17 protein-coding genes are annotated in these 16,964 nt (G+C 70.9%); 2 read left to right on the top strand and 15 right to left on the bottom strand.

Annotated features, from left to right (window positions below):
• Positions 1-6 precede the first annotated feature (6 nt).
• Entirely contained in the window at positions 7-714 is a 708-nt protein-coding gene (locus ACGFWJ_RS28675) for an MBL fold metallo-hydrolase (protein WP_392954776.1), read from the bottom strand.
• 225 nt (positions 715-939) lie between these two features.
• Between ACGFWJ_RS28675 and ACGFWJ_RS28680 the strand changes: the two genes are divergently transcribed.
• Both ACGFWJ_RS28680 and ACGFWJ_RS28685 read left to right on the top strand, forming a co-directional pair.
• Positions 940-1,689, top strand: coding sequence for a peptidylprolyl isomerase (locus tag ACGFWJ_RS28680; RefSeq protein ID WP_392954778.1), 750 nt, complete (start codon positions 940-942; stop codon positions 1,687-1,689).
• A 205-nt stretch (positions 1,690-1,894) separates the two neighbouring features.
• Entirely contained in the window at positions 1,895-3,124 is a 1,230-nt protein-coding gene (locus ACGFWJ_RS28685) for a DUF349 domain-containing protein (protein WP_392954780.1), read from the top strand.
• A gap of 63 nt (positions 3,125-3,187) precedes the next feature.
• Here ACGFWJ_RS28685 and ACGFWJ_RS28690 read toward each other — a convergent pair whose 3' ends face one another.
• The 14 genes from ACGFWJ_RS28690 to ACGFWJ_RS28755 all read right to left on the bottom strand — a co-directional run bounded on the left by ACGFWJ_RS28690 (position 3,188) and on the right by ACGFWJ_RS28755 (position 16,953).
• Positions 3,188-3,979, bottom strand: a complete 792-nt coding sequence (locus ACGFWJ_RS28690; RefSeq protein WP_392954782.1) for a hypothetical protein — start codon at positions 3,977-3,979, stop codon at positions 3,188-3,190.
• An 89-nt stretch (positions 3,980-4,068) separates the two neighbouring features.
• Positions 4,069-6,360 carry a RelA/SpoT family protein gene (locus ACGFWJ_RS28695; RefSeq protein WP_387642926.1) on the bottom strand — a complete coding sequence of 764 codons (2,292 nt, stop codon included), beginning with the start codon at positions 6,358-6,360 and terminating at the stop codon, positions 4,069-4,071.
• Between the two features lie 202 nt (positions 6,361-6,562).
• Positions 6,563-7,117 carry an adenine phosphoribosyltransferase gene (locus ACGFWJ_RS28700; RefSeq protein ID WP_387861608.1) on the bottom strand — a complete coding sequence of 185 codons (555 nt, stop codon included), beginning with the start codon at positions 7,115-7,117 and terminating at the stop codon, positions 6,563-6,565.
• Between the two features lie 26 nt (positions 7,118-7,143).
• Entirely contained in the window at positions 7,144-8,244 is a 1,101-nt protein-coding gene (gene secF, locus ACGFWJ_RS28705) for a protein translocase subunit SecF (protein WP_387642928.1), read from the bottom strand.
• Positions 8,245-8,247: 3 nt separating this feature from the next.
• Positions 8,248-10,032, bottom strand: a complete 1,785-nt coding sequence (secD, locus tag ACGFWJ_RS28710) for a protein translocase subunit SecD (RefSeq protein WP_392954785.1) — start codon at positions 10,030-10,032, stop codon at positions 8,248-8,250.
• A 154-nt stretch (positions 10,033-10,186) separates the two neighbouring features.
• Entirely contained in the window at positions 10,187-10,588 is a 402-nt protein-coding gene (gene yajC, locus ACGFWJ_RS28715) for a preprotein translocase subunit YajC (protein WP_387642930.1), read from the bottom strand.
• Positions 10,589-10,772: 184 nt separating this feature from the next.
• Positions 10,773-11,846, bottom strand: a complete 1,074-nt coding sequence (gene ruvB, locus ACGFWJ_RS28720; protein ID WP_387642931.1) for a Holliday junction branch migration DNA helicase RuvB — start codon at positions 11,844-11,846, stop codon at positions 10,773-10,775.
• 83 nt (positions 11,847-11,929) lie between these two features.
• On the bottom strand, positions 11,930-12,541 hold the full coding sequence (gene ruvA / locus ACGFWJ_RS28725; protein ID WP_387642932.1) for a Holliday junction branch migration protein RuvA: 612 nt from the start codon (positions 12,539-12,541) through the stop codon (positions 11,930-11,932).
• A gap of 37 nt (positions 12,542-12,578) precedes the next feature.
• A complete protein-coding gene (ruvC, locus tag ACGFWJ_RS28730; RefSeq protein ID WP_392954788.1) occupies positions 12,579-13,253 on the bottom strand; it encodes a crossover junction endodeoxyribonuclease RuvC in 675 nt (224 codons plus the stop codon).
• 121 nt (positions 13,254-13,374) lie between these two features.
• Positions 13,375-14,130, bottom strand: a complete 756-nt coding sequence (locus ACGFWJ_RS28735; RefSeq protein ID WP_014134592.1) for a YebC/PmpR family DNA-binding transcriptional regulator — start codon at positions 14,128-14,130, stop codon at positions 13,375-13,377.
• 91 nt (positions 14,131-14,221) lie between these two features.
• A complete protein-coding gene (gene pdxT / locus ACGFWJ_RS28740; RefSeq protein ID WP_387642934.1) occupies positions 14,222-14,830 on the bottom strand; it encodes a pyridoxal 5'-phosphate synthase glutaminase subunit PdxT in 609 nt (202 codons plus the stop codon).
• 123 nt (positions 14,831-14,953) lie between these two features.
• Complete coding sequence (gene pdxS / locus ACGFWJ_RS28745; protein WP_073817016.1) at positions 14,954-15,865, bottom strand: pyridoxal 5'-phosphate synthase lyase subunit PdxS; 912 nt, start codon at positions 15,863-15,865, stop codon at positions 14,954-14,956.
• A 159-nt stretch (positions 15,866-16,024) separates the two neighbouring features.
• Entirely contained in the window at positions 16,025-16,570 is a 546-nt protein-coding gene (locus ACGFWJ_RS28750) for a hypothetical protein (protein ID WP_387642935.1), read from the bottom strand.
• Between the two features lie 20 nt (positions 16,571-16,590).
• A complete protein-coding gene (locus tag ACGFWJ_RS28755) occupies positions 16,591-16,953 on the bottom strand; it encodes an isomerase (protein WP_387642936.1) in 363 nt (120 codons plus the stop codon).
• Positions 16,954-16,964 lie beyond the last annotated feature (11 nt).

Raw genomic sequence — 16,964 nt, forward strand, 5'->3', positions numbered from 1 at the left:
CTTCCGTCACATTCCTCGTCGCGGGAAAGCCTGGGCGCCGACCGCCCCTGCTGCCTGCTGGAGGTAGGGGTTGGTGGCGCGCTCTCGGCCGATGGTGGTCTGCGAGCCGTGGCCGGAGAGCACCACGGTCGCGTCGTCGAGGGGCAGGCACACCCGGGCCAGTGAGCGCATGATCGCGCCGCTGTCTCCGCCCGGGAGGTCGGTACGCCCGATGGAGCCGGCGAACAGCAGGTCGCCCGAGAACAACACCGGCGGGATGTCCGGTGTGGCGGGCGTCCTGAACGTCACCGACCCCTTGGTATGGCCGGGGGCGTGGTCGACGGTGAGCTGCATGCCCGCGAGTTCCAGCACGCTGCCGTCGGTCAACTCGCGGACCTCGTCCGGTTCGCCGACGGTGATCGAGCCCATCAACTGCTGCCCGAGGGAGCGCCCGAGGCCCTTCTCGGGGTCGGCCATCATGTACCGGTCCTCGGGGTGGATCCAGGCCGGGACACCCTGCGCGCCGCAGACCGGGACCACCGAGGCGATGTGGTCGATGTGCCCGTGGGTGAGCAGCACCGCGACCGGCTTGAGCCGGTGCTCGCGGATCAACTCCTCGACGCCGCTTGCCGCTTCGTGCCCGGGATCGACGATCACGCACTCCTCACCTGCGGCGGGAGCGACCAGGTAACAGTTGGTGCCCCAGGCCCCGGCGGGGAATCCGGCGACGAACACGCGAGTCCTTCGTTTCGTAACGGTGGCGGTCTTGTTTCCCCCGCAGCCTACCGGCGGCACCGGGCCGCGGGCGAACCGGTTCCCGCGCGCGTTCAGGCCTTTCTCATGTGGCACTGATCCCCTGCTGACGCGCGGGGTCCCTACACTTGGCCGCCGACGGGTGCGACGATGCGCACACGACAGTCACAAGTCCCTCGCCCCACAGCGCATTAGGAGACACGTCCGGTGGTCAGCAGCGAACAGCGTCGGCGACAGCTCGCCCGCGAGAAGTACGAGCGCCAGATGCAGGCGCGCGCCGAAGCGGCGACCAAGCGCAAGAAGCGCAACGTCGTGGTGGCCTCGGTGGCGGCCCTGGTGGTGCTGGCGGGCATCGGAGCGACCGCGGCCGGTGTGTTCAGCTCGGACAAGAAGGACGACAAGAAGGCGTCCGCCGCGCCGACTCCGTCCGAGAGCGGCAAGAAGTGGGCGGCCGAGCCGGCCATGTCGATCGACGCCGCGTCCCCGTACACCGCGACGCTGGACACCTCGGTGGGCAAGGTGACCCTCTCGCTGGACGCGAAGAAGGCGCCGCACACCGTCAACTCCTTCGTTTTCCTGGCGGGTCAGCAGTACTTCGACGGCTCCACCTGCCACCGGCTCACCACCGACGGCATCTTCGTCCTCCAGTGCGGCGACCCGACCGGCACCGGCCGCGGCGGCCCCGGCTACCAGTTCCAGGACGAGAACCTGACCGGCGCGACCTACCCGGCGGGCACCGTGGCGATGGCCAACGCCGGCGCCAACACCAACGGCAGCCAGTTCTTCCTGGTCTACAAGGACACCCAACTGCCGCCCCAGTACACCCCGTTCGGCAAGATCACCGGCGGCCTGGACGTGCTCCAGAAGGTCGCCGAGGCCGGCGTCAAGGGCGGCGCGACAGACGGCCCGCCGGCCACCCCGGTCGACCTCAAGGCCGTCACCGCGACCAAGGGCTGACCCGCCGCGAAAATCGACCGGCGCCGGATGCGGACAGCACCGGCGCTGGTCGCCTATGTTGCTGTTGTATAGGGTGCCCAGACCGTCGGCCGTCACCCTCGGCACGACAACGACGGCTCGGGACGGCGGACTCCATCGGTCCGCCGCACATCAACTGTGGACGACGCTCCCGCCCGTGGGCGTGGCGTCATGTGGAGGAGGCGCTGTGAGCAGCGACCCGTGGGGCCGTGTCGACGAGCAGGGGAACGTCTACGTGAGGACGGCCGACGGCGAACGCCAGGTCGGCTCCTGGCAGGCCGGCTCTCCCGAGGAGGCCCTCGCCTACTTCGAGCGCAAGTTCCAGGGCCTGGAGGCGGAGACCGCCCTCCTGGAGCACCGGGTGCGCAAGACCGACCTGGCCGCCAAGGAGGCGCAGGCCGCGCTGGAGCACCTGCGCGCGCAGGTCGTCGAGGCGCACGCGGTCGGCGACCTGGAGTCGCTGGCCAAGCGCCTGGACACGCTGGCCGGCGAGATCGAGACCCGGCAGACCGAGCGCAAGGCCGCCCGGGCGAAGGCCCAGGAGGAGACCCGCACCGCCAAGGAGGCGCTGGTCGCCGAGGCCGAGCAGCTCGCCGACTCCAACCAGTGGCGGGAGGCCGGCGACCGGCTGCGCGCCCTGGTCGACAGCTGGAAGGCGCTGCCGCGCCTGGACCGCAAGAGCGACGACGAGCTGTGGCACCGTTTCTCGCACGCCCGCTCGGTGTTCTCCAAGCACCGCAAGGCGCACTTCGCGGCCCTGGACTCGGAGCGCGACCACGCCCGCGTGGTCAAGGAGAAGCTGGTCGCCGAGGCCGAGCAGCTCGCGAACTCCACCGACTGGGGCCCGACCGCGGCCGCCTACCGCGACCTGATGACCCGCTGGAAGGCCGCCGGCCGCGCCCAGCGCGAGGCGGAGGAGGAGCTGTGGGCCCGCTTCCGCGGCGCCCAGGACGTCTTCTTCCAGGCCCGGTCCGCGGTGTTCACCGAGCGTGACGCCGAGCAGGGCGAGAACCAGAAGGCCAAGGAGGCGCTGCTGGTCGAGGCCGAGGCGATCCTGCCGATCACCGACCTGAAGGCCGCCAAGGCCGCGCTGCGCGAGGTCTCCGAGCGCTGGGAGGCGATCGGTCACGTCCCGCGCGACGCCCGTCCGAAGCTGGACGGCCGGCTGGCCGCGGTGGAGCGCGCCGTCCGCGAGGCCGAGGAGGCCGAGTGGCAGCGCTCCAACCCGGAGGCCCGCGCCCGCGCCACCGGCATGACCGCGCTGCTGCAGTCCGCCGTCGACAAGCTGCAGTCCGACCTGGACAAGGCCCGCTCGGCCGGCAACACGTCGAAGGCCGCCAAGCTGGAGGCCGAGCTGGCGGGCCGTCAGGCGCTGCTCGACCAGGCGCAGAAGTCGCTGCAGGAGTTCAGCTCCTGACGCTTCGTCGAGGAAGGGGCCCGGTCGCCGTCACGGCGGCCGGGCCCTTCTGCGTGCGGGCGCTCAGACGGTGGTCGGGCTGGCCTCGGGCTGGAGCTGGTCGATGTCCACGCTCTGGTCGGGGCCGGGGGTGGCGGAGGGCACCGGGGTGCCGAAGTCGCTGAAGTCGACCGCGCCGACGGACTGTTCCAGCCGCAGCGGCACCGGCGGGCCGGAGGTGGCCACGTACAGGGTGGCGGTGCCGCTGTCGGTGCTGCGGGTGAGGGCGACCGCCGGGCGGCCCTGGACGGTGCTGGTGGCGCCCTTGGCGAGGTCGCTCGCCGCGCTGCCGAGCTGGTCGGCGAGGGCGCCGAGGTCGCACAGGCCGGCGATGTCGCCGAAGTCGGGGTCGTCGCTGGTGGTCTTCAGGTAGCGGTCGCCGACGGCGTCGGCCAGCGCGGATCCGCCGTGGCTCTGCCAGAACGCCTGGTCGGGTTTGACCCACAGCTGCTGGCCGGCCTTCACCACCTGGAAGCTGCCCACGCCGCTCTGGCCCAGCGTGCCGGTGCAGTTGCCCGCGGTGTCCAGCCGCAGGTCGATGGTGATCGCCTGGCCCTCGCCGCCGACCGTGCCGACCGCCCGTACCGCGTGGGCGTCGGTGAGGGCCTGGACGGACTGCCGGAGGATCTCGTCGGCCGGTCGGCCGGCCACCCCGTTGTCGGTGCCGGGTGCGGGGGCGGTGGCGGTCGCGGTGGCCGCCGCCGGGCTGCCGGCGGCGCCCGGTCCGGTGGAGTGGCCCGAGCCGCAGCCGGCCGTCAGGGCCGCGACGGCCGCCGCCGCGCCGGCCATCGCCGTCGTCGTCCGAATCGCGTGCACGGTGCCTCCGGGAATGAGCGGGCCGCCCCCACCCGGCCAGTGTCGGCGGGGCGGGGGCGGCCTGCACCCGGAGGGCCAGGCGCGGAGGGCTACTTGTTGCGGGCCGAGGTGACCCGGTAGACGTCGTACACGCCTTCGACGCCGCGGACGGCCTTCAGGACGTGGCCGAGGTGCTTCGGGTCGCCCATCTCGAAGGTGAACCGGCTCATCGCCACCCGGTCGCGGGAGGTCTGCACCGCCGCGGACAGGATGTTGACGTGCTGGTCGGAGAGCACCCGGGTGACGTCCGACAGCAGTCGGGAGCGGTCCAGCGCCTCCACCTGGATGGCCACCAGGAACACCGAGGACTGGGTGGCCGCCCACTCGACGTCGATGATCCGCTCGGGCTGCTGCTGCAACGACTCGACGTTGACGCAGTCCGCGCGGTGCACCGAGACGCCGTTGCCGCGGGTGATGAAGCCGACGATCGGGTCGCCGGGCACCGGCGTGCAGCAGCGCGCCAGCTTCACCCACAGGTCGTCGACGCCCTTGACGATGATGCCCGGGTCGCCCTTGGCCCGGCGGCGCATCGAGCGCGGCTGGTGGGACGGGGTGGTGGTCTCGACGAGGTCCTCGACCGCGCCTTCCTCGCCGCCCATCGCCTGGACCAGCTTCTGCACGATGGCCGGCGCGGCGACGTGGCCCTCGCCGATCGCCGCGTACAGCGAGGAGATGTCCGGGTAGCGCATCTCGTGGGCCAGCGTGACCAGCGAGTCCCCGGTGAGGATCCGCTGGATCGGCAGGCCCTGCTTGCGCATGGTCCGGGCGATCGCCTCCTTGCCCTGCTCGATCGCCTCCTCGCGGCGCTCCTTGGAGAACCAGGCGCGGATCTTGTTCCGGGCCCGCGGCGACTTGACGAAGTTCAGCCAGTCCCGGGACGGGCCGGCGTTCTCCGCCTTCGAGGTGAACACCTCGACCGTGTCGCCGTTCTCCAGCGTCGACTCCAGCGGCACCAGCCGGCCGTTCACCCGGGCGCCGATGGTCCGGCAGCCGACCTCGGTGTGCACCGCGAACGCGAAGTCCACCGGGGTGGCCTTCGCGGGCAGCGCTATCACGTCGCCCTTCGGGGTGAAGACGAACACCTCGTTGCTGGACAGGTCGAAGCGCAGCGACTCGAGGAACTCGCTGGGGTCCTCGGTCTCCTTCTGCCAGTCCAGCAGCTGCCGCAGCCAGGCCATCTCGTTGACCGCGTCGGCCTTGTCGTGCTGCCGCTTGTGGGTCGGGGTGTCGGTGCGCACCTTGGACGCGCCGGCCACCGCCCGCTGCTTGTACTTCCAGTGCGCGGCGATGCCGTACTCGGCGCGGCGGTGCATGTCGAAGGTGCGGATCTGGAGTTCGACGGGCTTGCCGCCGGGACCGATCACCGTGGTGTGCAGCGACTGGTACATGTTGAACTTGGGCATCGCGATGTAGTCCTTGAACCGCCCCGGCACCGGGTTCCACCGCGCGTGGATGGTGCCCAGCGCCGCGTAGCAGTCGCGGACGGTGTCGACCAGGACCCGGATGCCCACCAGGTCGTAGATCTCGGCGAAGTCCCGGCCCCGGACGATCATCTTCTGGTAGACCGAGTAGTAGTGCTTCGGGCGGCCCGTCACCTGCGCGGTGATCCGCGCCCCGCGCAGGTCGCCCTGCACCTGGTCGATCACGGTCGCCAGGTACTCGTCGCGCTTCGGGGCGCGCTCGGCCACCAGCCGGACGATCTCGTCGTACATCTTGGGGTAGAGGATGGCGAACGCCAGGTCCTCCAGCTCCCACTTGATGGTGTTCATGCCCAGCCGGTGCGCCAGCGGGGCGTAGATCTCCAGCGTCTCGCGGGCCTTCTTCTCCTGCTTCTCCCGCTTCAGGTAACGCATGGTGCGCATGTTGTGCAGCCGGTCGGCGAGCTTGATCACCAGGACCCGCGGGTCCTTGGCCATCGCGACGACCATCTTGCGGACGGTCTCCGCCTGCGCCGCCTCGCCGAACTTCACCCGGTCCAGCTTGGTGACGCCGTCGACCAGCAGCGCCACCGAGTCACCGAAGTCGTGCCGCAGCGTCTCCAGGCCGTAGTCGGTGTCCTCGACGGTGTCGTGCAGCAGCCCCGCCATCAGCGTCGGCGCGTCCATCCCCAGCTCGGCCAGGATGGTCGCCACCGCCAGCGGGTGCGTGATGTACGGGTCGCCGCTCTTGCGCTTCTGCCCGCGGTGCCACTTCTCGGCCACCGCGTACGCCCGCTCGATGTCCTTGAGCAGGGCCGGGTCGGCCTTCGGGTCGTTGGCCCGGATGGTCCGGAACAGCGGTTCCAGCACCGGGTTGACCATCGAACTGCGCTGTCCGCCCAGCCGAGCGAGGCGAGCCCGCATCCCGCCGGGGGAAGGGCGGGAACTGGCAGTCGCAGCCGTGGGCACAACCTCGTCGGGCAAGGACACTCCTACGTGCAGACGGATCAATCTTCATCGTACCGGCGGCGCGACGGGCTTCCGCGCCCGGCCGACCCCACATGTGCGGAAAGCCGCCCGGGAACAGGATCTGTTCCCGGGCGGCTTCCGAAAGCGGTCTTCCCGCTCAGACCACGACCAGGGTCTCCAGCGGCGCACCGTGCAGGTGCGGCTCCAGGCGCTCACGCCCCGTCAGGAACCCGAGTTCCATCAGCACCACGACGCCCACCAGCTCGGCGCCGGCCTCCTGGACCAGGTCCAGCGAGGCGGAGATGGTGCCGCCGGTGGCCAGCACGTCGTCCACCACCAGCACCTTCTCGCCGGGGGCGAACGCGTCGCACTGCACCTCCAGCGTCGCCGACCCGTACTCCAGGTCGTACGAGCGGGAGAACACGTCGCCGGGCAGCTTGCCCTTCTTGCGGATCGGGACGAACCCGAGTCCGGCCGCGACCGCGGCGGGCGCGGCCAGCACGAACCCCCGCGCCTCCAGGCCGACCACCTTGGTGGCGCCGAGTTCCTTCGCCCGCTCGGCCAGCGCCCGGGTCAGCGCGCCGAACGCCTCGGCGTCGGCCAGCAGGGGGGCGATGTCCTTGAACAGGACGCCCGGCTTCGGGTAGTCCTGCACGTCCCGGATCCGGCTGTTGAGCAGCTCGGACAGGGCGGGGTCGGTGGTGGAGGTCACGGGGGTTCCTTAACTGACAGCGGGGTTCAGCGCTTGCCGGACGGCCGTCCCTTGCCCCGGGAGCGGCTGGTCGGCTGGTTGCGCTGTCCGACCATACCTGCCGCGAGCTCCTCGTCGATCATCCCGTCCTCGCCCCGGGCCTCGGCCTCCTCGGCCGCCTTGGCCTCGGACGCCCGGCGCTGCAGGACGCGCTTGGCGAGCGCCTTCATCTCCGGGGTCTGCTCCTTGAGCTGCGCGAGCAGCGGGGTGGCGACGCAGATCGAGGAGTAGGCACCGGCGGCGAGACCGATGAACAGCGCCAGCGAGATGTCGTTGAGGGTGCCCGCGCCGAGCAGGCCGCCGCCGATGAACAGCAGGGCGGAGACCGGCAGCAGCGCGACGACCGTGGTGTTGATGGAACGCACCAGGGTCTGGTTGAGGCCGTGGTTGGCGGCCTCGCTGTAGGTCCGGCGCGACTGCTTGGTCAGGCCGTTGGTGTTCTCCTTCACGGTGTCGAAGACGACGACCGTGTCGTAGAGCGAGTAACCGAGGATGGTCAGGAAGCCGATCACGGTACCCGGAGTGACCTCGAAGCCGACCAGCGCGTAGACACCGATGGTGATCAGCAGGTCGTGGATCAGCGCGACCAGCGCGGCCAGCGCCATCCGCCACTCGAAGGCGATCGCCAGGTAGACGGTGACCAGGACCATGAAGATGACCAGGCCGGTCAGCGCCTTCTTGGAGATGTCCGAACCCCAGGAGGGGCCGATCACCTGGGCGTTGATGTCCTTCTCCTCGACGCCGACGGCCTTCGAGAACTCCTTGGTGAAGGTCGCGGCCGGCACCGACTCCTCGGCGCTGATCTGGACCCGGACGTCGCCCTTGTCCGTGGTCTGCACCAGCGCGGTGTTGGAGCCGGTGATCTTGTTCGCGACGTCCTTCGCCTGGGACACCGTCAGTCCGGGCTTGTGCACGGTGTAGACCGAGCCGCCCTTGAACTCGATGCCCAGGTGCAGGCCCATGGCCAGGCCGATCGCGGCCACCAGGACGATCACCGCGGAGATCGAGTACCAGATCTTCCGCTTGCCGACGAAGTCGAACGAGACCTCGCCCTGGTAGAGGCGGTGACCGATGTTGCGGAGCGACATGGGTCAGACCTCCTGGGTCTGCTGGGAGGGGGCGGGACGGCGGCGCGAGCCGCGGATCGGCGGACGGGCGCCGAGCCGCTTCGGGTCCAGGCCGGACCACGGGTGACCGCTGGAGAAGAACTTCGTGCGGGCCAGCAGGGTGATCAGCGGCTTGGTGAACAGGAAGATCACCACGACGTCCAGCAGGGTGGTCAGACCCAGGGTGAAGGCGAAGCCCTGCACCTTGCCGACCGACACCAGGTACAGCACCGCGGCACACAGGAAGGACACGAAGTCCGACACCAGGATGGTGCGCCGGGCCCGCGGCCAGGCACGCTGCACGGCCGGACGCAGCTGGGCGCCCTCGCGGACCTCGTCACGGATGCGCTCGAAGTACACGATGAACGAGTCGGCGGTGATACCGATCGCGACGATCGCGCCACAGACCGCGGGCAGGTTCAGCGCGAAGCCGACGCCGGCGCCCAGCAGGCTCATGATCGACCAGGTCAGGACCGCGGAGACCACCAGGCCGGCGATCGAGATCAGGCCCAGGCCGCGGTAGTAGACCAGCGAGTAGACGACCACCAGGACCATGCCGATCAGACCGGCGATCAGGCCTGCCTTCAGCTGGTCGGAGCCGAGCTGCGGGGAGACGGTGGTGACGTCGCTCTTCACGAAGTCCAGCGGGAGCGCGCCGTAGCTCAGCACGTTGCCCAGCGACTTGGCGTCGGCCTGGGTGAAGGTGCCGGAGATGACCGCGCTGCCACCGGTGATCGACTCGGAGACGTACGGGTGCGAGACGACCGCGCCGTCCAGCACGATGGCGAACTGGTTGCCCGGGGACTGCTGGGTGGCGAGCTTGCCGGTGGTGGCCGCGAAGGCCTTCGAGCCCGCGTCGTTGAACGACAGGTCGACCATCCAGCCCTTGGCGCTCTGGGTGTCGTACACGGCCTGCGCCTTGGTGACGTCCTGGCCGTTCACGGCGACACCACCGAGCGCGAACTTGTACCAGAGGCCCTGCTCGGCGTCGTACGAGCAGGCCACGGTCGGCTGGGCCGGGTCGCTGGACTGGTAGTTCTTCCGCTGCTCCTTGACCGAGCAGTCCAGCGCGGTGAACTGCTTCTGCAGCTCGGCCGGGGCAGTGCCCTGGGTCAGCGCGGCAGTCATGTCGGGCTGGTCGGCCGGGGCGCTGGCGCCGGCGCTCGGAGCGGCCGAGCCGGTGGCCGGGGCCGAGGCGGAGCCGCTCGCGGCGGAGGTCGGGTCGGCCTGCAGGGCGCCGGAGACGGCGCGGCCGGCCTTGCTCGCCGAGGAGCTCGGCGAGGCGGGCGCGGAGGCGCTGCCCGAGGCGGACGGGCTGGCCGAGCCGCTGGGCGCCGACGACGGCGACCCGCTCGGCTGCGGCTGGGCGCTCACACCGCTCGGCGCGGCGGCCAGGACCGGGCGGAAGTACAGCTTCGCGGTGTCACCGACCTTGTCGATGGACTCCTGCGTGTTACCACCGTCGGGGATGTTGACGATGATGTTGCTGTTGCCCTGGGTCTGGACCTCGGCCTCGGAGACACCCATGCCGTTGACGCGCTTCTGGATGATGCCGACCGCGGTGTCAAGGTTTGCCTTGTTGATCGCGGAAGGATCGTCCGACTTGGCGGTCAGCGTGACGCTGGTGCCACCGGCGAGGTCGATACCGAGACGCGGCTTGGTGTAGCCCGTCCCGAACATGAGGGCCACCAGGCCGACGGTGACCACCAGGATGAGCGCCAGCGCCCTCCCCGGGTATCCGTCGCGCGACCGCGACTTGGGTGTTGCCACCTTGTTCGTTTCTCCCTGTCCATGCCGCCCGGCGGCCGGCCCCGGACCCCGCACAGGGCGGGGCCCGGGAGAGACGGACGCACGGCGGCCCAAGAGGTCCTGTGGGCTTGCGGCGGATGCCGCTGGTCGGGGAAGAGAGGCCCCCCCGGCCGTACTACTTGCTCTCGGGAGCCTCGGCGCCGACCTTCGCCTCGTCCTTGGACAGGCTCAGCGGCTTCTCGTCGGCGTCCGTGCCCTCGGCGGCCTCGACCACGTCGTCCTCCGACTCGTCCTCGGCGGGACGGCCGTTGATGATCGCCTCGTACTCGAGCGGCTCCAGGACCGCGGCGATGGCGCCCTTGGTGTAGTGCGCCACCACACCGGGAGCGACCTCGAGCTCGACCGTCTCATCGTTGATCGCCTTGACCAGCGCGTACATGCCGCCAATGGTCCGGACACCCGAACCCGGCTGCAGCGCGGACTGCATGGTCTGCATCTGCGCCTGCCGCTTCTTCTGCGAGCGGAACATCAGGAAGATCGCGAGGAGCGGGAGGACAAGAATGATGTATTGAGACACAGCCAGGGTCCTTAGTCGGTCACCGGTCAGGTGGCCAGTGCGTGTACGTCGGCCCGTCGGGCGAGAGGGGCGGTCCGGCGGAGTCTAGGCGACCCGCACTCAACGGACAACGCCAAGCATGCCAGTGCGGCGCCGAAAGTGGCGAGCCTTGGCATGGACATAAACCCCCGATAAGGCAGCCCGGTCAGGCCTGGCCGTCCGCCCACAGTTCGGGCTGCGCCCCGCGGGGCGCCCGGGCCGGCTGCGGCGGAGTGAGACCCAGGTGCTGCCAGGCCGCCGCCGTCGCGATCCGCCCGCGCGGGGTGCGCGCGAGCAGCCCTTCCCTTACCAGGAAAGGCTCGGCGACCTCCTCGACGGTCTCGGACTCCTCCCCGACGGCGACCGCCAGGGTGGACAGGCCGACCGGTCCGCCGCCGAAGAGCTTCAGCAGCGCCTCCAGCACCGCGCGGTCCAGCCGGTCCAGTCCGCGCGCGTCAACCTCGTACACCTCGAGCGCCCGGGCGGCGATTTCCCGGGTGATCAGACCGTCGTGACGGACTTGGGCAAAATCCCTCACCCGGCGCAACAACCGGTTGGCGATGCGGGGCGTGCCACGGGAGCGGCCGGCGATCTCCGCCGCGCCCGCCGGGTCGATCTCGACGTCCAGCAGACCCGCCGAACGGTGGACCACCCGCTCCAGCTCGGCGGGCGCGTAGAACTCCATGTGGCCGGTGAAACCGAACCGGTCGCGCAGCGGCGGCGGCAGCAGACCGGCCCGGGTGGTCGCCCCGACCAGCGTGAACGGCGGCAGCTCCAGCGGGATCGCGGTCGCCCCCGGCCCCTTGCCGACGATCACGTCGACCCGGAAGTCCTCCATCGCCATGTACAGCATTTCCTCGGCGGGCCGGGACATCCGGTGGATCTCGTCGAGGAACAGCACCTCGCCCTCGGTCAGCGAGGACAGGATCGCCGCCAGGTCGCCGGCGTGCTGGATCGCCGGGCCGGAGGTGATCCGGATCGGCGCGTTCAGCTCCGCCGCGATGATCATCGACAGCGTGGTCTTGCCCAGCCCGGGCGGGCCGCTCAGCAGCACGTGGTCCGGCGCCGCGCCGCGCTGACGGGCCGCCTGCAGCACCAGCGACAGCTGCTCACGCACCCGCTCCTGACCGATGAACTCCTCGAGCATCCTCGGCCGCAGCGCCGCCTCCACCGCCTGGTCCTCGCCGTCGGCGGACGCCGTCACCAGGCGGTCAACGGGCTCGGACTCGTACGGATTCATCGGAAAACGGCTCCCCATCGGCTGGTCGTCGGTCGTGTCGATTGTCGACTTGGTGACGGATCGTCAGATTGCTCTGACGCCGGTCAGCGGGCGCGGTTCAGCCCGCGCAGCGCGAGGCGCAGCAGCGCGCCCACGTCCGGCGTGCCCTGCGCGTCGGCGTCCGGCGTCACCCGGGCCACCGCCTCGTCCGCCTCCCGCGGAGCGTAGCCCAGGCCCACCAGCGCCGAATGCAGCTGCTCGTGCCACGGCGCCGGGCCGGTCGCGACCGGCTTCTGCGCCGGCACCGTCCCGTGCGGGGCGCCCAGCTTGTCCTTGTACTCCAGCAGCAGCTTCGCCGCCTTCGCCTTGCCGATCCCCGGCACCGCGATCAGCGCCTTCTCGTCACCGCCCGCCACCGCGACCCGCAGCGCCTCCGGCGAGTGCACCCCCAGGATCGCCTGCGCCAGCTTCGGCCCCACGCCCGGCGCCGCCTGCAGCACCTCGAACGTCGCGCGCTCGTCGTCGTCCGCGAAACCGAACAGCGTCAGCGAGTCCTCACGGACCACGAGAGACGTCGCCAGCCGGGCCACCTCCCCCACCCGCAGGGTCGCCAGCGTGTTCGGCGTGCACTGCACCGCCATCCCCACTCCCCCGACCTCCACCACGGCCACCCCGGCCCCCACAACGGCAACGGGCCCCTGCACAAAGGCGATCACGTGACGTCGTTCCTTTCCTTGCTGTACTAAGCACCCGTCAGGGGCGCGTGGAAGTGCGCGACCGGCCAGGCACTCTGCCGTACGCCGCCCGGGGTGCAACTGGCTGCTGCTCGGGCGGATCTTGCCCGATGCCGTCTTCCGCTTCGCGCAGCTCCCCGCGCCCCTGACTGCGCACCCCTCCGCCGCTGTGCCACTTTCCGCTCTCGTGCGCGCGGATGGCCGCCGTCAGGCGGTTGGTGGTGCCGCCGCGCCAGATGTGGCAGATGGCGAGGGCGAGGGCGTCCGCCGCGTCGGCGGGCTTGGGTGGGGCGTCGAGCCGGAGGAGGCGGGTGACCATGGCGGTGACCTGGGCCTTGTCGGCCCGGCCGGAGCCGGTGACGGCGGCCTTGACCTCGCTGGGGGTGTGCAGGGTGACCGGGATCCCGCGGCGGGTCGCGCACAGGACGGCGACGGCCGAGGCCTGCGCGGTGCCCATCACCGTGCGGACGTTGTGCTGCGCGAAGACCCGCTCGACGGCAACAAGTTCGGGCGAGTAGCGGTCGAGCCACTCCTCCAGCCCGCGTTCGACGGCGAGCAGTCGCGGCCCGAGGTCGTCCCCCGGCGGCGTCCGTACGACGCCGACGCCGAGCATCGTCAACTGCCGCCCGGGCAGCCCCTCGACGACTCCGACGCCGCACCTGGTCAGCCCAGGGTCCACACCCAGTACTCGCACGAGCCCTGCCCCACCTCTCTCCGACCCGGGAAGGCTACCCCTGGCCACGGACAACCGTCCCCGGACACGCTTCCGCCCGGCGGCCGCGAGCAGCCACCGGGCGGGGAAAGCGGAGCGGGACTCAGGCGTCCAGCTCGGCCATGATCTCGTCCGAGACGTCGAAGTTGGCGAAGACGTTCTGCACGTCGTCGCTGTCCTCCAGCGCGTCGATCAGCTTGAAGATCTTGCGGGCGCCGTCGGCGTCCAGCTCGACCTGCATGCTGGGAACGAAGTTGGCGTCGGCGGAGTCGTAGTCGATACCCGCGTCGACCAGGGCGGTGCGGACCGCGACCATGTCGGTGGCCTCGGACATCACCTCGAAGGCCTCGCCGAGGTCGTTGACCTCTTCGGCGCCGGCGTCCAGCACGACGTCCAGGATCTTGTCCTCGTCCACACCGTCGGCCTTGGGGACGATGACGACGCCCTTGCGGTTGAACAGGTAGGACACCGAGCCCGGGTCCGCCATGTTGCCGCCGTTGCGGGTCATCGCGACGCGGACGTCGGAGGCCGCGCGGTTGCGGTTGTCGGTGAGGCACTCGATCAGGACGGCCACGCCGTTCGGGCCGTAGCCCTCGTACATGATCGTCGAGTAGTCGGCGCCGCCGGCCTCCGCACCGGAGCCGCGCTTGACGGCCCGGTTGATGTTGTCGATCGGGACGGAGCTCTTCTTCGCCTTCTGGATGGCGTCGTAGAGCGTCGGGTTGCCCGCGGGGTCGCCGCCGCCGGTACGAGCCGCCACCTCGATGTTCTTGATCATCTTGGCGAAGAGCTTGCCGCGCTTGGCGTCGATCGCGGCCTTCTTGTGCTTGGTGGTAGCCCACTTAGAGTGGCCGGACATCGCCAGCTCCTTTTCGTCGCCAATGGGAAATGAACAGGGGAGATCTTACCGGTGCCGCACGGGGAGGTGGCACACGGTCACCACGTCGCGCCTAGCGCGCGGCGGCCTCGACCATGCGGACGAAGTACTCGTGGACGCGGTGGTCGCCGGTCAGCTCCGGGTGGAAGGAGGTGGCCAGCAGGTTGCCCTGGCGGACCGCCACGATCCGGGCGTCCGGACCGTCGGCGGCCGGCACCTCGGCCAGCACCTCGACGCCCGCGCCGACCGACTCGACCCAGGGGGCGCGGATGAACACGCCGGTGACCGGCTCGGCCATGCCGGCGAACGGGATGGCGGTCTCGAAGGACTCGTTCTGCCGGCCGAAGGCGTTCCGGCGGACCGTCATGTCGATGCCGCCGACGGTCTCCTGGTCGTCGCGGCCGTCCAGGATCTTGTCCGCCAGCATGATCATGCCGGCGCAGGTGCCATAGACCGGCATGCCGGCCCGGACCCGCTCGCGCAGCGGGTCCATCACGTCGAACAGCACGGCCAGCTTGGAGATGGTGGTGGACTCTCCGCCGGGCATCACCAGGGCGTCGACCTCGGCGAGCTCCTCGGGGCGGCGGACCGGCCGGGCCAGCGCGTCGGCGGCGGCCAGCGCCACCAGGTGCTCACGGACGTCGCCCTGCAGGGCGAGGACACCGATGGTGGGGGTGCTCACGGTTTGTCACTACCTCTTCATCTCGAACTACGGGCCGCAAAAGCCCACGGAGCGGCCCGCCGCGCCGATTGCTCGCGCGGCGGGCCGGAGCCGGGAGGCACGGGCCGGGCAGGCCCGCGAGTCTTACCAGCCGCGGTTGGCGTAGCGCTCGGACTCCGGCAGGGTGTCGCAGTTGATGCCGACCATGGCCTCGCCCAGGTTGCGGGAGGCGTCCGCGATGATCTTCGGGTCGTCGAAGAAGGTGGTGGCCTTCACGATGGCGGCGGCGCGCTTGGCCGGGTCGCCCGACTTGAAGATGCCGGAGCCGACGAACACGCCCTCGGCGCCCAGCTGACGCATCAGCGCGGCGTCGGCCGGGGTGGCGACGCCACCGGCGGAGAACAGCACGACCGGCAGCTTGCCGAGCTCGGCGACCTCGCGGACCAGCTCGTACGGGGCGCGCAGCTCCTTGGCGGCGGCGTACAGCTCGTTGTTGTCGAAGCCGCGCAGCTTGGCGATCTCGTTCTTGATCTGGCGCAGGTGGCGGACGGCCTCGACCACGTTGCCGGTGCCGGCCTCGCCCTTGGAGCGGATCATGGCCGCGCCCTCGGCGATGCGGCGCAGGGCCTCGCCCAGGTTGGTGGCGCCGCAGACGAAGGGGGTCGTGAAGGCCCACTTGTCGGAGTGGTTGATCTCGTCGGCCGGGGTCAGCACCTCGGACTCGTCGATGTAGTCGACGCCGAGCGACTGCAGGACCTGGGCCTCGACGAAGTGGCCGATGCGGGACTTGGCCATCACGGGGATGGAGACCGCGTCGATGATCTCTTCGATCATGTTCGGGTCGGACATCCGGGCCACGCCACCGTCCTTGCGGATGTCGGCGGGCACGCGCTCCAGGGCCATCACGGCGACCGCGCCGGCGTCCTCGGCGATCTTCGCCTGCTCGGCGTTGACCACGTCCATGATCACACCGCCCTTGAGCTGCTCGGCCATGCCGCGCTTGACCCGGGCGGTACCGATCTGCGGCTGGTCTGCGGTGGTGGGGGTGGTGGACACGTAAGACCTCACTCAGAGATGAACCGGTGCTATCGACCTATCGTAGGCCCGAGGGGGTCCGGACCCATACGCCACATGGTCCAGCGCAAAACACGGCATACGACAAACAGGCCAGAGCACGACGGGCGGGTAACAGTGGGGGGATCAGCGCCACCCAGCCTACGCGGGAGCCCCCTCCGGGGTGAGCGCGGTCGGCGGTTCGTCGTCCATCTCGAAGGCCATCGGGAACGGCGCCCGGCCCGCCAGCCGGAAGTAGCGCACCAGCCGGTGCTCGCGCACCGCGCGGGCCGCCCGCACCGCGTCGTTGTGGAAACGCCGCGCCATCGGCACCCGGCGCACCGCCTCCACCAGGTCGCGCACCGCCTCCTCGCCGCCGGGCGCCGCCCGCAGCGCCGCCACCTGCGCCGGCTCGTCCAGCACGGCGCGCAGCGCGATGCTCAGCTCGCTCTCGGCCACCTCGCGCTGCTCGTCCTGCGCCTGCCGCGCCCCGTGCGCGGCCTCCAGCAGCAGGATCGACGCGGCCGGGTCGAGCAGCGAGGAGGTGGCCAGTTCCATGGCCACCGAGGCCCGGCGCAGCAACTGGGCGTCCAGCGAGGCCCGGGCCGCGTCGATCCGGGCATGCAGGCGGTCGAGCCTGCCCGCCGTCCAGCTCAGGTAGACGGCGAACAGTACGACGGCCGCGAGGCCCCAGATCCAGTTAGTCACGGGGCGTTACGGTACCCGGCTCAGCCGCCGAAGACCGCCGAGCGGTAGGAGTCCGAGTCGGTCTCGGTGACCGACACGGCCGCCTGCACCGCCCCCGGATCCGCCCCCAGGTACTCGGGCAGCGCGGCCACCGCCGCCTCGGCGAGCGCCGCCTTGGCCTGCGCCGAACGCCCCGGGAAGATCTCGAACTCGATCACCACCAGCGCGAACGTCTCGGCGTCCGCGCCGACCACCGCCTCCTCGGTCCGCCGGAAACGGGTCTTGCAGGCCTCCGGCTTGGCGTCGATCAGCTTCACCGCAAGCCGGTTCAGGGCCAGCCCGAAGCCGCGCCGGTCCAGGCAGTCGGCGAGCCGGTCGGTGTAGTCGACGGTGATCAGCGGCATGGTGGTACCTC

The sequence above is a fragment of the Kitasatospora sp. NPDC048407 genome (assembly GCF_043200475.1).
Classification (GTDB): Bacteria; Actinomycetota; Actinomycetes; order Streptomycetales; family Streptomycetaceae; genus Kitasatospora.